Origin of the sequence: Cellulosilyticum sp. ST5, assembly GCF_046529625.1 — a bacterium.
GTDB classification, from domain to species: domain Bacteria; phylum Bacillota; class Clostridia; order Lachnospirales; family Cellulosilyticaceae; genus Cellulosilyticum; species Cellulosilyticum lentocellum.
This window is the reverse complement of record NZ_CP132338.1, coordinates 3,813,067-3,826,556: the sequence shown is the minus strand read 5'-3', so window position 1 is coordinate 3,826,556 and position 13,490 is coordinate 3,813,067. Positions and strand designations below refer to the sequence as shown.

General features: G+C 31.4%; 15 protein-coding genes and 1 riboswitch. Of the genes, 6 read left to right on the top strand and 9 right to left on the bottom strand.

Annotation, left to right across the window (positions count from 1 at the left end):
• Nucleotides 1-352: 352 nt before the first annotated feature.
• From glnA to QTL86_RS18485, 4 genes are read left to right on the top strand one after another with little or no spacing between them, the layout of a single operon-like run.
• Complete coding sequence (glnA, locus tag QTL86_RS18500; protein WP_127065062.1) at nucleotides 353-1,669, top strand: type I glutamate--ammonia ligase; 1,317 nt, start codon at nucleotides 353-355, stop codon at nucleotides 1,667-1,669.
• 41 nt (nucleotides 1,670-1,710) lie between these two features.
• Complete coding sequence (locus QTL86_RS18495; RefSeq protein ID WP_410495677.1) at nucleotides 1,711-2,280, top strand: ANTAR domain-containing response regulator; 570 nt, start codon at nucleotides 1,711-1,713, stop codon at nucleotides 2,278-2,280.
• A gap of 23 nt (nucleotides 2,281-2,303) precedes the next feature.
• Nucleotides 2,304-3,149, top strand: coding sequence for a diaminopimelate epimerase (gene dapF / locus QTL86_RS18490; RefSeq protein WP_410497319.1), 846 nt, complete (start codon nucleotides 2,304-2,306; stop codon nucleotides 3,147-3,149).
• A 1-nt stretch (nucleotide 3,150) separates the two neighbouring features.
• On the top strand, nucleotides 3,151-4,359 hold the full coding sequence (locus QTL86_RS18485) for an LL-diaminopimelate aminotransferase (protein WP_410495676.1): 1,209 nt from the start codon (nucleotides 3,151-3,153) through the stop codon (nucleotides 4,357-4,359).
• Between the two features lie 81 nt (nucleotides 4,360-4,440).
• On the opposite strand, the gene QTL86_RS18480 is transcribed toward QTL86_RS18485, so the two are convergent.
• The 6 genes from QTL86_RS18480 to QTL86_RS18455 all read right to left on the bottom strand — a co-directional run bounded on the left by QTL86_RS18480 (nucleotide 4,441) and on the right by QTL86_RS18455 (nucleotide 10,056).
• Nucleotides 4,441-4,650 carry a zinc ribbon domain-containing protein gene (locus QTL86_RS18480; protein WP_013659191.1) on the bottom strand — a complete coding sequence of 70 codons (210 nt, stop codon included), beginning with the start codon at nucleotides 4,648-4,650 and terminating at the stop codon, nucleotides 4,441-4,443.
• Between the two features lie 58 nt (nucleotides 4,651-4,708).
• Nucleotides 4,709-5,473: a hypothetical protein gene (locus QTL86_RS18475; protein ID WP_410495675.1), complete on the bottom strand. Its 765-nt coding sequence runs from the start codon at nucleotides 5,471-5,473 to the stop codon at nucleotides 4,709-4,711.
• Entirely contained in the window at nucleotides 5,467-6,165 is a 699-nt protein-coding gene (locus tag QTL86_RS18470) for an ABC transporter ATP-binding protein (RefSeq protein WP_127065066.1), read from the bottom strand. The genes QTL86_RS18475 and QTL86_RS18470 overlap by 7 nt, the downstream gene beginning before the upstream one ends.
• 50 nt (nucleotides 6,166-6,215) lie before the next feature.
• Nucleotides 6,216-6,605 carry a GntR family transcriptional regulator gene (locus QTL86_RS18465; RefSeq protein ID WP_127065067.1) on the bottom strand — a complete coding sequence of 130 codons (390 nt, stop codon included), beginning with the start codon at nucleotides 6,603-6,605 and terminating at the stop codon, nucleotides 6,216-6,218.
• Between the two features lie 257 nt (nucleotides 6,606-6,862).
• On the bottom strand, nucleotides 6,863-8,323 hold the full coding sequence (locus tag QTL86_RS18460) for an alanine/glycine:cation symporter family protein (RefSeq protein WP_410495674.1): 1,461 nt from the start codon (nucleotides 8,321-8,323) through the stop codon (nucleotides 6,863-6,865).
• 223 nt (nucleotides 8,324-8,546) lie between these two features.
• A riboswitch (glycine riboswitch) is annotated at nucleotides 8,547-8,638 on the bottom strand.
• A gap of 275 nt (nucleotides 8,639-8,913) precedes the next feature.
• A complete protein-coding gene (locus tag QTL86_RS18455; protein WP_410495673.1) occupies nucleotides 8,914-10,056 on the bottom strand; it encodes a metallophosphoesterase family protein in 1,143 nt (380 codons plus the stop codon).
• 197 nt (nucleotides 10,057-10,253) lie between these two features.
• Here QTL86_RS18455 and QTL86_RS18450 point away from each other — a divergent pair, with 197 nt between their 5' ends.
• Together QTL86_RS18450 and QTL86_RS18445 are read left to right on the top strand one after the other, a co-directional pair.
• A complete protein-coding gene (locus QTL86_RS18450; RefSeq protein ID WP_127065070.1) occupies nucleotides 10,254-10,631 on the top strand; it encodes a hypothetical protein in 378 nt (125 codons plus the stop codon).
• Nucleotides 10,632-10,704: 73 nt separating this feature from the next.
• Nucleotides 10,705-11,205: an SseB family protein gene (locus tag QTL86_RS18445; protein WP_127065071.1), complete on the top strand. Its 501-nt coding sequence runs from the start codon at nucleotides 10,705-10,707 to the stop codon at nucleotides 11,203-11,205.
• A gap of 446 nt (nucleotides 11,206-11,651) precedes the next feature.
• On the opposite strand, the gene QTL86_RS18440 is transcribed toward QTL86_RS18445, so the two are convergent.
• Genes QTL86_RS18440 through QTL86_RS18430 form a run of 3 tightly spaced genes read right to left on the bottom strand, consistent with a single transcriptional unit; the run spans nucleotide 11,652 to nucleotide 13,490 of the window.
• On the bottom strand, nucleotides 11,652-12,050 hold the full coding sequence (locus tag QTL86_RS18440) for a GtrA family protein (protein ID WP_410495672.1): 399 nt from the start codon (nucleotides 12,048-12,050) through the stop codon (nucleotides 11,652-11,654).
• Nucleotides 12,051-12,092: 42 nt separating this feature from the next.
• Nucleotides 12,093-12,596, bottom strand: a complete 504-nt coding sequence (locus tag QTL86_RS18435) for a DUF4446 family protein (RefSeq protein ID WP_410495671.1) — start codon at nucleotides 12,594-12,596, stop codon at nucleotides 12,093-12,095.
• A gap of 24 nt (nucleotides 12,597-12,620) precedes the next feature.
• Nucleotides 12,621-13,490 (bottom strand): ParB/RepB/Spo0J family partition protein, encoded by an 870-nt coding sequence (locus QTL86_RS18430; RefSeq protein ID WP_127065074.1) that lies wholly within the window; start codon nucleotides 13,488-13,490, stop codon nucleotides 12,621-12,623.

Below are 13,490 nucleotides of genomic sequence, written 5' to 3'. Positions count from 1 at the left end.
ATAACTTGTAAATGAAACATAACACAAAAATCAGTTTCATAATCTTATTCAATTATATCCAAAATAACATCCAAAACAATTGGAGTTAAATATACTATATAATCTGAAAATTGTCAAGTTATTTTGCTATTATTTTTTAAAAATATTTTTTATATCCTCATTCTAATAAATATGCATTCTATAATTTATTATTTCCTGTTGCTTTTTATTTACCTAGTAAGAAAAGTGTAAAGAAATAATGCTTCTAAAATTTTTAGCTGAAAATATAATTTACTTTACACGTCCTACTAAATCACTTAAAATGTTGTTAACTATTTAGGTAAGTCGATAAAGATATAAGGAGGAATGATTTATGTCTTATAATAAGCTTGGCGCTTTAAGATTTATTGAAGAAAATGATGTTAAATTTATTAGACTTCAGTTTTGTGATTTACTTGGAGAACTTAAAAATATCTCTATTACTTCGAACCAACTTAGCAAAGCCTTCGATGAAGGTGTAGCCTTTGATGCTTCATCAATTACTGGTTTTACTCCTATTGAAGATTCAGAGTTATTTTTATTCCCGGATCCTACTACCCTTTGTATTCTTCCTTGGCGTCCTCAACATGGTAAGGTAGCTAGATTTTTCTGCGATATAAAGACTTCTGAGGGAAAAACCTTCGAGGGAGATAGTCGCTATATACTAAAACGTATTATTGAAAAGGCAAAAGAAAAAGGCTTTGTTTTTAAAGTAGGCGCTGAATGCGAGTTCTTTTTATTTAAAACAGATGCAGAAGGAAATCCTACACTAGAAACTACTGACAAAGCTACTTATTTTGATATTGCTCCTCTAGATCAGGGTGAAAATACGAGGCGTGAAATCTGCTTAACACTTGAACAAATGGGATTTGAAATTGAATCTTCTCATCATGAATCCGCTCTTGGTCAACATGAAATAGATTTTAAATACGATAGTGTGTTAGAATCTGCTGATAATATATTATCCTTTAAGACTGTTGTTAAAACCATTGCTGGTCGTAACGGTCTTCATGCTACTTTCATGCCAAAACCTCTCATGAATACCAGTGGTTCAGGTATGCATATTAATATGTCACTCTTTAAAAATGGTGAAAACATTTTTACGAGCAAACAAAATGGTACCCTTCCAGTTATTGCTGAACAATTTATAGCTGGTATTTTAACACATATTAAAGAAATGACTGCCATTAGTAATCCTATTGTCAACTCCTACAAACGTATTGCTTCTGGCTTTGAAGCTCCTAGACATATTGCTTGGTCTTATAAAAATCGTTCTTGCTTAATTCGAGTGCCTGCTACCATGCATGGTCACAATCGTATCGAACTCCGTAGCCCTGATTCTATGTGTAATCCATACCTTACTCTAGCGCTTATGTTAGCTGCTGGCTTAGAGGGTATTGATAAACAATTAGTACTTCCTCCTGCTCTTACAGAAAATGCTTATGAAATGTCTCCAACAGAACTTTTATGTAAAGAAATTAATTTATTACCAGCTAATTTAAATGATGCTCTATTATGCATGAAACAAAGTGAATTTGTTAAAAACATACTGGGTGAACATCTCTTTGATAGTTACTTAGCAGAAAAGACTAAAGAATGGAATGACTACAATCAGACCGTACATCAGTGGGAAATTCAAAACTATCTTTAGGAAAAGAGGCATTGTGAAACTATTGTAAAGGAGCTGGAACCGTGGAAAAGGTCTTAATTATTTCGACCCAAAAAGAGTCTTCAGACACCTTATTCGATATTATCAAACCTCTTGATTTTTCTAGTTACGACTACGCTGCTTCCGGTGGTGAAGCAAGAAGAAAGTTTGATTATATGGATTTTGACCTCACTATTATTAATACTCCTTTAAGCGATGAATTTGGTACAGATCTTGCTTTAGATATAGCTGAAAAATCTTTATCTGCCATTCTTTTACTAGTTAAATCAGACATCAAGGAGCAAGTACAAGATAAAGTTTCTGTTACAGGCGCATTTGTAGTAGGAAAGCCTATTAATCGCCAAGTCTTATTGCAAACAATACCGTTTGTATTAAATTCAAAACAAATCATTGCTACTTTACGTGAACAAAACCAAGCACTTAAACGTAAGGTGGATGATGTAAAAGTCATTGAACGTGCCAAGTTTTGTCTTATCAAATACCTAGGTCTAGATGAAAAACAAGCTCACAGGTATATACAAAAACAAGCTATGGACCTGCGTATTGCACCGCGTGCAGTGGCAGATAATATTCTTAAAACGTATGAAATATAATGTAGGGATGTGAAGACATGAAAATTAATTTTACTAAAATGCATGGCATAGGCAATGACTATGTTTATGTAGATGGTTTCAAACAAACACTAAAAGATCCCAATGCATTTTCTGAATTTATTAGTGACCGCCATTTTGGCATAGGTTCAGATGGATTAGTAATCATTCTACCTTCTGAAATAGCTGATTTTAGAATGCGTATGTTTAATGCAGATGGCTCAGAAGGTAAAATGTGTGGCAATGCTACTAGATGTATTGGCAAATTTGTATATGAAACAGGTTATACTGATAAAAAAAATATTTCTCTCGAAACTTTAAGTGGTATTAAATATCTTACACTTACAGTCGAAGATGGAAAGGTGGTTTATGTAGAGGTTGATATGGGAAAAGCTATTCTTAAACCACAAGATATTCCTGTTATCTCTGATCAAGAAACCTTTATTAATACACCTATCTCTATTGATAATGAAATTTATTATGGTACTTGTGTTTCAATGGGTAATCCTCATGTAGTAGTTTACTGCGAAGATGTAGACCTATTATCTTTAGAAAGTATTGGACCCAAATTTGAATTTAATCCACTCTTTCCTGAAAGAATAAACACAGAGTTTGTGCAAATAATAGATGATAGCACTGTTAAAATGCGTGTTTGGGAAAGAGGTTCTGGAGAAACTTGGGCTTGTGGAACAGGCGCATGTGCTGTTGCTGTAAGCTGTGTTTTAAATGGCTACTGCAAAATCAATGAAGAAATTACTGTTAAATTACGTGGAGGTGACTTAAAAATCACCTATAAGGAAGATGGTACTGTCTTAATGAAAGGACCTGCTACTAAGGCCTTTGAGGGTACTATAGAATACGAGGAGGCTTAAAATGGCATTTATTAATGATCAATATTTAGAATTACAAGATAGCTACTTATTCTCTACTATTGCAAAAAAGGTAAATGAATACGTAGCAGCTCACCCTGATAAAAAAATTATTCGCATGGGTATAGGCGACGTTACTCGCCCTTTAGTTCCAGCTGTACTTAAAGCAATGCATGATGCAGTTGATGAAATGGGCCAAAAAGAGACTTTTAAAGGATATGGACCTGAACAAGGTTATAGTTTTCTTCATGATGCTGTTCAGTCCTACTATAAAAGTCACGGTGTAGATTTATCATCAGATGAAATATTTATTAGTGATGGTGCTAAAAGTGATGTTGGTAACATTACAGATATTTTTGGAAATGAGAATATTGTTATGATTCCAGATCCTGTATATCCTGTATATGTTGATACAAATATTATGGCTGGAAGAGATATTGTTTATTTAGATTCTAATGCTACAAATAACTTTTGCCCTATGCCACCAACTGATGATGAAATCGCCCCAGATCTTATCTACTTATGTTCACCAAATAACCCAACTGGATCTGTCTATAATAAAGAACAATTAACAGCTTGGGTTAACTATGCTAATGAAAATAGTGCTGTTATCCTGTATGATGCAGCTTATGAATGTTTCATTAATGATCCTTCTCTTCCAAAAAGCATCTATGAAATCGAAGGTGCTAAAGAATGTGCTATTGAATTCTGCAGTTTATCTAAAACAGCTGGTTTTACAGGTACGCGTTGTGGTTATACAATGGTACCTAAATCACTTACTGCTTTTTCCGTTGATGGTGATGCTGTAAGCTTAAATAAGCTTTGGCTTAGAAGGCAAACAACTAAATTCAATGGTGTACCTTATATTATTCAAAAAGGTGCTGCTGCTGTCTTTACTGAAGAGGGTCAAAAACAAATTAAAGAAAACATTGATTACTATATGAAAAATGCACGTACTATTGCTGCTACTATGGAGGAATGTGGCATCACTTATTATGGTGGTGATAATTCTCCATATATTTGGCTCGAGTGTCCAAATAATATGAAGTCATGGGATTTCTTTGATTACCTCTTGAATGAGATTGCTGTAGTTGGAACACCTGGTGCTGGTTTTGGTTCTAATGGTGAAGGTTACTTCCGCTTAACAGCATTTGGTGATGCTGATAATACAGTAGAAGCTATGGAAAGATTTAAAACCCTATATAAAAAATAATTATTGATAACAAAAAAAGTGATATCCTTGCTATTTGCTTAGGATATCACTTTTTTAGATATTTAATCTTTATTATTCTATTTAGTTCGTGAAGAAATCTAAGATATTCCATCCATCTGAAGTCTGTGCTTTATAAAGCTCTGTATATCCACATTTTGTACAACTTATGGTAACAAACTTTTTATTTTGTACATCAAATATTTTTGCAAAGTTACCACCTGTAGCTTGGAACTGATCACTTTCGTACGTACTACATTGACATTTAGGACAGCTATATTCTCTTTTTTCCATTCTATTTCCCCCTCAGCATCTAGCTAGCTTTATATAAGTACTCTATTTATACTATACCTTATTCTAGATTTAAATGCTTACTTACTATATAATTAATTCCCATAAATAATGCTACATCTAATACCATTATTCCACTCATAACAACCATTAAAGTTGTCGTACTAGACATAGTTTCAAATGGTATGAAATTCCCAATTAGCCCGGTTATTAATTGTAATACACTATTAAGAATAAAAAATGCTATAAAAGAAATGATTCCTCTGTACCTTGAAAATATTGGCAATTGCCCTGTCGCTAATGCTAAATAAATCATCAATATGCCTTCTATATAAGAAAGTATCCCTATTACCGGAATAGCAACTAATACTAATGCTACTTGCCCATTAAACTCTGTTTGTATTCCTTTCATTAGCTCATTCCATAACTCAGGCCATGCATTTATAAATTCTCTAAATACTTGATAGTCACCCATTAATATAACAAATGTCATTCCTCCTACAATTCCACTTAAAATTCCCCAAATAACAGTTGTTATAAGCTTAGAAAAAATTAATTGATTAGGCCCTACAGGTAAAGTAAACATTAAGTACCCTTCATCACCTAATAAATTTCTATTAAATCTTTGTATTGTCACCATAAGTGTTAATACACCAAGAGCCACAAACAAGCCTACTAGTATTGCAGTCGTTAACCCAAATCCTAAATTTATATTTCCCATTCTAAATAGACGATTCCCTAAAGCTACTAGTATTAATGCACCATAAATAGGTAAAAATGTTCTCGAAGTAGCTTTAAATTCATACTTTAATAATTTTCCTAGCATACAAATACCTCCCTAAAGAGGGCATCAATTGACTTACCTTTTTCCTCTCTAATCTCATCTACATTACCTTTTAGTACTACTTCGCCTTTTGATAAGAATATAACCTCATCACAAATATTTTCTATCTCTTGAATTAAATGAGTCGCGATTAAAATAGAACTTGTATCAGAGTAGTTTTTAATAATTGTTTTAATAATATAATCTCTAGCAGCTGGGTCAACGCCACCAATAGGTTCATCCAAAATATAAAGCTCTGCTTTCCTTGACATGACTAAAATAAGTTGTACTTTTTCTTTAGTTCCTTTAGACATTGTTTTTAACTTAGCTTTTAAATCAATATTTAACTTATCAAACATATCTAGTGCTCGATTCATATCAAAGTCACTATAAAAATCACTAAAGAAGTTTAATAAATCTTCTACTGTCATCCAGTTGTTAAGATAAGTTCTCTCTGGTAAATATGCCACTACTTTTTTAGTTTCAATCCCTGGTTTATATCCATTTATAGTTACCATTCCTGATGTAGGCTCTAGTAATCCATTAATTAACTTGATCATTGTACTTTTACCGCTACCATTTGGCCCAAGTAACCCCACTATTTTACCAGGTGGTATGGTAATATCTACGCTCTTAAGTGCTTCTTTATGAGCATATTGTTTACTCACTTTTTCTAACTTTAAAAGCTCACTCATTTAACTGCCTCCTCTAATTCTTTTTATGCCAAAACCCTTACTTATGAATTTTATATATATTCTATCTTTTTCTCTTCTTGCTCTTTTAAGTCTTCTTCAATCAATTTTAAAAGTTCTTCCTTGGTATAGCCTAGTTGTAATAGTGCTACTGTTACTTCTTTAATTTTAGTGGTTGCATATTGGTTTCTCATGGTTTTTATTAATTCCATATCCTCTGTCACAAAACGCCCACTTGTCCTTTGACTATACACTAATTGATCTCTTTCTAATTCTGCTAATGCTCTTTGCATGGTATTAGGATTAACTCCCGCTTCCTCTGCTAGGTCCCTTACAGAATCAAGTTTACTACCTGCTGCTAGCCGCCCTGATATAACTCTTAGTTTTAATTCTTCTACTAATTGTATATAAATAGGTTTGCTATTATCAAAGTCCCATGGCATTGTGTTACCTCCTTACTGTATTAATTACTTAATACAATAATATGACTCCCTTTTTAAATTGTCAACACTTTTTTATTTTATTTTGAACTTATATTAATATCGTTATAATGTGCTTCTAATAGTTCTCCTCTAATATAAATAAAATCATATGTCCTCCAATTTCATATAAATATAAGATTAACTCAATATTTAAATCCAAAAATAAAATCAAGGGATTATGAATTTTATCATAATCCCTTGATTTTATTTTTAACTCTTTATGCTACTTTGCTTTGCGATTCTTTTATCTCCTGTTTTTTCAAATGTTCCATATAAAGTCTTGTCTCAGTTACTACTACCCCAGAGAGACCTATTAAACCAATAAGATTTGGAAATGCCATAAGTCCATTTACAATATCAGCTAAAGCCCAGATTTCTTGTAATTTTAAGAAACCACTAATAGCCAGCATGCCAATGAATACCCAACGATAGATATTAATTCCTTTTACACCAGCTAAATATTCTAAACAACGTTCCCCGTAATAGCACCATCCTAGTATAGTTGTAAATGCAAACAAGGTTAAACAAATCGTAATAAGTATTGATCCTGTTTTAGGAAATACTTGTAAAAAGGCTGCTTGTGTTACTGCTGCTCCTTCTATACCTTCTTGACACCATGTCCCAGTAACAAGAATAGTAAGACCTGTTAATGTACAAATAATAATTGTATCAATAAATGTTCCTGTCATAGAAATAAGCCCTTGTTCAGCAGGCCACTCTGTTTTTGCTGCTGCCGCTGCAATAGGCGCACTACCAAGACCTGATTCATTCGAAAACACACCTCTAGCAATCCCTTTTTGTATAGCTTTAGCCATGGTTGCTCCTAAGAAACCTCCTACGGCTGCTCTTCCTGAAAAAGCTCCAGTAAATACTTCTCCTAATGCTGGTAAAATACTTTGATAGTTCACACCTAAAATAATACCTGATAAGAAAATATATACAATAGCCATCACTGGTACAACTTTTTCTGATACTTTTGAGATACTTTTAATGCCACCAAAAACAATAATAGCTACAAGTATGGCTACTACCATACTAATAACAGGAAAACCATTTGTTGCAATCCATTCTCTTGTTCCTGATAAAATATGTAATTGGTCTAACATGCTTACTATTATATTTCCTACGTAAACATCAATACCAGCTACCATATTAATACTTGTAGAAATCGAGTTCACTTGTGAAAATGTACCTATTCCCAATAAAGCTACTAAAATACCACTTACTGCAAAGAAAATCGCTAATGGTTTAAATTTCCTCCCAAGTCCCTTTTCTATGTAATACATCGGTCCACCTGAAATCTGACCATTTGCATCTACTGTTCTATACTTAATAGCAAGTACACCTTCCGCATATTTAGTTGCCATTCCAAAAAAGGCTGCTATCCACATCCAAAATAATGCTCCTGGGCCACCTGTACCAATAGCTGTAGCAACCCCTACAATATTTCCAGTTCCTACAGTTGCAGCTAAAGCTGTACATAGAGCTGCAAAGCTATTAATATCTCCGCTCCCTTTATTTTCTGCTTTAAAGATAAGTTTAGCGGCCTTTGGTAATTTTAATACTTGAATTAGTTTTAATCTAACAGTTAATAAAATGCCTGTTCCTACTAATAGAACCAATAATGGTGGTCCCCATACAAAATCGTTAATTGTGTTTAACACCTTTAATAAATCCATAAAAAAATACTCCCTTCTTTTAATTAACCTTAAAATAAGAGGAGTTCCTTAAGTTTATAGACTTGCTTTCCATATTAATCCCATACTTTTCAATAACTGAAATACTATAAGTAAAGATTACTACTCTAATCAACTTATAGCATTATTGTTTCCATAAATAAACTGATTATTTATTCTAAAAAAATATGTCTTTATCCCTAATTAATAATTAATTATGATTAATATAGCCTGCTCTGTCCTTTTGCCTGAGAGATTAAGCAAAATTGCTTTTGCCCCTTCGGCGCTCATAACTTGAGTCTCTCCAGAGTACTGTCAGCTATGCAGTCACCACTTATAATATTTATAAGTACCTGAGAGTGTTACTCCTTCGGTGGGCTTTACGGCCACTCTTCTGTATAGCTTCATCCAGTATTTATATTACATAAAGTGATGATAGCTTATTATTGTTTAGTTGTCAATATTTTTAGTTTAATGTCTTTTTTAGACATAAAAAGTAGGCCACTGTCATAATAACTAGGTCTTACATTCTAATTTAAAATTAGGATATCTCTTCTATAATAATGGGTCTACTTCATAATAAATTTTTCTATTTATTGGTTTATTGGTATAGTATATGGAATATCATATCTTTTTAACATCTCTTCCATACTATATAATTCCTTCAATGATAATCTCTTTATAAATCCTTCTTTACCGTAATGATAGATACTATATAATGGTGCTGTACTATTAATATGATCTTGAAAGGATATTTCAAACCACTTTAATCTTCCACATGGTAATAAGCGTCTATTTAATACTAGTTCCCTTACCTGATCAGTAACTTCTCCTATATACCATTCTTGAGAGCCCTCTTCAGATGCTTTTATTTTTCTACACTTAAGATAGTATAATAACTCTCTAATAATCTGCTTTTCATGGTTCCAGCATCCAATACAGATATACTTACTTTGTTCTAATCCTATTTCTAGTATTCTCTGTACAACATCCTGGTCTATATATACCTCTCCACTTTTCTTCTTTCCATGTATATAAAGTAGAGTATCTTTTAAGGTATTTTCTTCTACTTCTTCTTTTATTATATCTCTTTGCTCTTTACTATTTATTTGATTTAAATGAATTTTTTCTGCATATAGACTATGAAAACTGATATTAGGCTCCTCTTGACTAAAATCTAATATAACAAAATTTCCTCTATTTTCACTACTTGTCATAGCCCCCGGATCAATAACATTTCCTTTTAAAAAAATCTTATTTTGATAAGTCATTTCTGGTCTATGACTTCCACCCATTAAAATATAGTTATAATCCTCATCTTTTAATTTTCCCATAATATGATGGGCTGACTTTTGAAGAATTTCTGCCCATCCATTTATATGACACATTAACAGTTTCTTATTATTAATATTTATCATTTTTATACTAGGTGATAATTCTATTTTTTTTAATCTATCTTTACCCAGTTTTTTTCTTATCCATTCTCCTTGAGCAATTCCTTCTGATTTTTTTACACTATGAAATAGACTATCTTCGTCATAGCCTTTAATGTTTATAAATCTTTTATCTACCCAAATCCGATCAAATACTTCACATGGATTTGGCCCATTACTGATATAATCCCCCAAATTTAAAATAAGCTCTACATCTTGCTTATTTATATAACTTATAAATGCATCTAGCATCGATAAGCTAGCATGAAGGTCTGAGATAACTGCTACTTTTTTTGCTTTCATACAAAAATAGACCTCCCCAAATCTCTTTAACTGACTCTTCTATTATTTATTTCGTCAATAATACAAATTAATTAATATTGTCCTTGTATAATAAGTTTTTTTTCTGATATTTCTTATATCTGATTCTATTTTCACACTAATTATGCTATGATACACTTATATATTTATATTCTTTTGTATAATCCAAGGAGGCTTTTATGAAATCTGAAATTAAAGGTAGAAACTTGCTTCTTACTATTGGCTGTATCGCTATTTTATTTGATTTGCTATCTACTGTTTTTTCTATCTATACATTCCTTAAAGAACCGAGTCTTATCAGCTACACTATTAGTCAGGGTATTTTTAGATTATTAATCGAGATTGCTTTAGTCATATTCTGCTATAAAGGTCATGCTTGGGCAAAATGGATATTATGTGTTATTCTTGCCTTTTCAAGTATTATACTACTCTTACAATATACTAGTTCAGGTAGTTTCATCCTTCTTATTATAAGTATAATTTATCTTGTTTCAGGCGCTCTTTTACTTACCTCTCCATATATTAAAGAATTTATGGCTAATCAAAATTCCAAATAAAGGTTCACATTCCATTTTTACGTTATATATGCTATGATAAATATAAATTTTATTTTATTAAAGGGGACTTTCTATGTATAACTTTTATAATCTTAATCCTAATCATTCATCACCTGAAACCTCTAATCACGTTACCTTAGATATTAATCTACCACTACATAATGATACATTTTATGAATTATTTAATATTTATGCAGATCATCCTACTGAAGAAAACCAAGACAAGCTTGGTAGTTATTTAAACACCATTAACTACCTGATTGGCTTTTTCCCTAGTGATAATTCTGCTGAAAATTCTACTCAGATAACTATTAGTAAATATGATGATTTACATTTACTAATCTGCTCTACCAAAGAGCGAGAAGTATACCTTCCAGCCTTTACTACTACTACTGAACTTCAAAATTGGTGTACGGAATCTATTAATACAATCTCTGTTCCTGCGGAATGGTTATGGAAATTTGTTTTATCTCAAAATAATTTTGCAGGTATTGTTATTAACCCTGGAAGTATTGGTTGGACTATTAATTACGACCACATTCGTTCACTTTTAGATGACATTATTCATGATTAGATGTCTATTAATGCTTACTTTATCTAGAAAGGCTATTTAAATGAATTCTAAGCTTTCAACAAAGAATCTAACCATCTGCCGTTATCTGCAATACTTGTTGTTAGGTATATCTTTTTTCCTTTTTTCTTCTAAAATACCTATTTCGCCCTGGTATATACCTTTGACCACCTATGTATTGCTCTATATACTTATTCTCATCATCTTGCAAATTATATTACTTGTATATACTTGGTATATGTATGAAAAAAAAGATACCTTTAAAATCATTCGTATGATATGTATTTTTCACTTCTTTTTACTTTTATTAATGTTTTTCTTATGTATCTTAAATATTAAATGGTTCAATTTATTTAGTATTTTAGTAACAATCCTTATCGTATTACTCATTATATATCAGAAAAAGAGCTATAAAATGATTTAAATCATTTTATAGCTCTTTTTCTCTCTTATCTTTTTATAAATACAAAAAGTTTTAAGATAATAAAAGTCACTGGTACACCCACTATAGCTGCTAATGCATAAGCAATCAATTTATGAAGCCCTAATAGATTAACAATAATCAAGACGGCAATAAACTGTATTAAGAAATTAGGAATTGTAGAAAGTGCAAATTTAATAAATTTCTCTAATGAGAATCCTTCTTTGAAGGTAAATACACTATTTAAAACATATGACACAACAATTCCACTTATATAACCCGGTATAAAGGCAATAATAGGTCCCATGATTTCTGAATAAAACCACGAAAAAACAATACCACTCAATGAATTGATACATCCAATAATTAAAAAACATATAAACTGTTTATTAAAGAATATTTGTTTTACTTTTGTTATTCCATTCATTTTAACTTTCCTTTATCCTTTTATAAGAAAAGAGTATGTGAATTACATACTCTTTTTATTCATTGCTTGTTCTATTGCTTGAATTTCTTCCTCTGATAAATTATAAGTAGACTTACCTCCATTGATTGGTTTAGCATATGTATAACATCCATCTCTACCATAGATTCCATTTAATACTAATCCATCATTCTGTTCATCTAATAAAGCTACTGTATATGATAGATCGGCCCCCATATTAGCAATAGCTTGATATCTCACTACTCCCACTTTTTGAACGCAATTCTTAACGGTTTTTTCCATATATTCAATAGAGGTTTGCATTTCCTTTTCATTTTGTAATAAAACATTGAGTTTCTTAGTATACTGGACTAACAGTTCTTCTAAATTAATATCTTCTTTAGACATAAACATTTCATACCTACGCTGAATTTTTTTCATTTTAGCCGCATTAACACATACTAAAATCATAAGTATAATAACTAATAAACCTAACCCTAATACGATATAAATTAAATAATCATTTAATAGTAACTCTATTTGTTCCATGTCACTTACTCATCTTCTTTCATTTTACTTATTAGCATTAATAATTTGTATGATTCTAGATAATTCTTCATCTGAATAATACTCTATTTCTATTTTCCCCTTTTTGGCCCCTTTAGAAATAGCTACTTTTGTTCCTAAAACACGTTGTAAGTCTTCTTGTATTTCTCTATAGAATGGATTGTATAATTCTTTTTCTTTATCTTTTTTCTTTTTATCCTTATTACTTGATAAGTTTTGAATATATTTTTCTATTTCTCGTACACTTAGTTGTTTTTCAATTACTAAATCAGTAAGTTGTTTTTGCAGTTTTATATCTTTTACCGCAAGAATAGCTCTCGCATGGCCATAGCTAATAGCATCTTCTCTTAACTTTTCTTGTACATATGGCGTTAATTTTAATAATCTCATGATATTAGTTACAGCTGTTCTACTTTTACCTACTTTATCAGCTACTTGTTCTTGTGTTAAATCAAAGCGTTCCATTAATAAGCTGTATGCACAAGCTAATTCCATAGGATTAAGGTCTTCTCTCTGTATATTTTCAATCAAAGCAACTTCTAGAGTTTGTTGATCAGAAAAGAGCTTAATAATAATAGGAAGCTCTGTTAAACCAGCTAATCTTGCAGCTCTATAACGTCTTTCTCCTGCTACTATTTCATATTTATTATTTTTTTCTCTTACAATGAGCGGCTGTATGACACCATATTCTAATATAGATTGGCTTAACTCTTGTAATTCTTCTTCACTAAATTTCTTTCTTGGTTGTCCAAAATTTGGTTCAATATCATTGATATCTACAATTTTAATTGTTGCTTCGCCTTCTGCTGTTATATTTAGTGCTTCATCTGACAAGAGCGCATTTAATCCTCTCCCTAATCCTCTTTGTGGCTTCAT

Excerpts from the sequence above, each read along its gene's own strand:
- QTL86_RS18435 (WP_410495671.1), bottom strand. The coding sequence starts at position 12,596 with ATGGAACAAATAGAGTTACTATTAAATGATTATTTAATTTATATCGTA.
- QTL86_RS18445 (WP_127065071.1), top strand. The coding sequence starts at position 10,705 with ATGTATAACTTTTATAATCTTAATCCTAATCATTCATCACCTGAAACC.
- QTL86_RS18465 (WP_127065067.1), bottom strand. The coding sequence starts at position 6,605 with ATGCCATGGGACTTTGATAATAGCAAACCTATTTATATACAATTAGTA.
- QTL86_RS18460 (WP_410495674.1), bottom strand. The coding sequence starts at position 8,323 with ATGGATTTATTAAAGGTGTTAAACACAATTAACGATTTTGTATGGGGA.
- QTL86_RS18470 (WP_127065066.1), bottom strand. The coding sequence starts at position 6,165 with ATGAGTGAGCTTTTAAAGTTAGAAAAAGTGAGTAAACAATATGCTCAT.
- glnA (WP_127065062.1), top strand. The coding sequence starts at position 353 with ATGTCTTATAATAAGCTTGGCGCTTTAAGATTTATTGAAGAAAATGAT.
- QTL86_RS18430 (WP_127065074.1), bottom strand. The coding sequence starts at position 13,490 with ATGAAGCCACAAAGAGGATTAGGGAGAGGATTAAATGCGCTCTTGTCA.
- QTL86_RS18450 (WP_127065070.1), top strand. The coding sequence starts at position 10,254 with ATGAAATCTGAAATTAAAGGTAGAAACTTGCTTCTTACTATTGGCTGT.
- QTL86_RS18480 (WP_013659191.1), bottom strand. The coding sequence starts at position 4,650 with ATGGAAAAAAGAGAATATAGCTGTCCTAAATGTCAATGTAGTACGTAC.
- QTL86_RS18485 (WP_410495676.1), top strand. The coding sequence starts at position 3,151 with ATGGCATTTATTAATGATCAATATTTAGAATTACAAGATAGCTACTTA.
- QTL86_RS18475 (WP_410495675.1), bottom strand. The coding sequence starts at position 5,473 with ATGCTAGGAAAATTATTAAAGTATGAATTTAAAGCTACTTCGAGAACA.
- QTL86_RS18455 (WP_410495673.1), bottom strand. The coding sequence starts at position 10,056 with ATGAAAGCAAAAAAAGTAGCAGTTATCTCAGACCTTCATGCTAGCTTA.
- QTL86_RS18440 (WP_410495672.1), bottom strand. The coding sequence starts at position 12,050 with ATGAATGGAATAACAAAAGTAAAACAAATATTCTTTAATAAACAGTTT.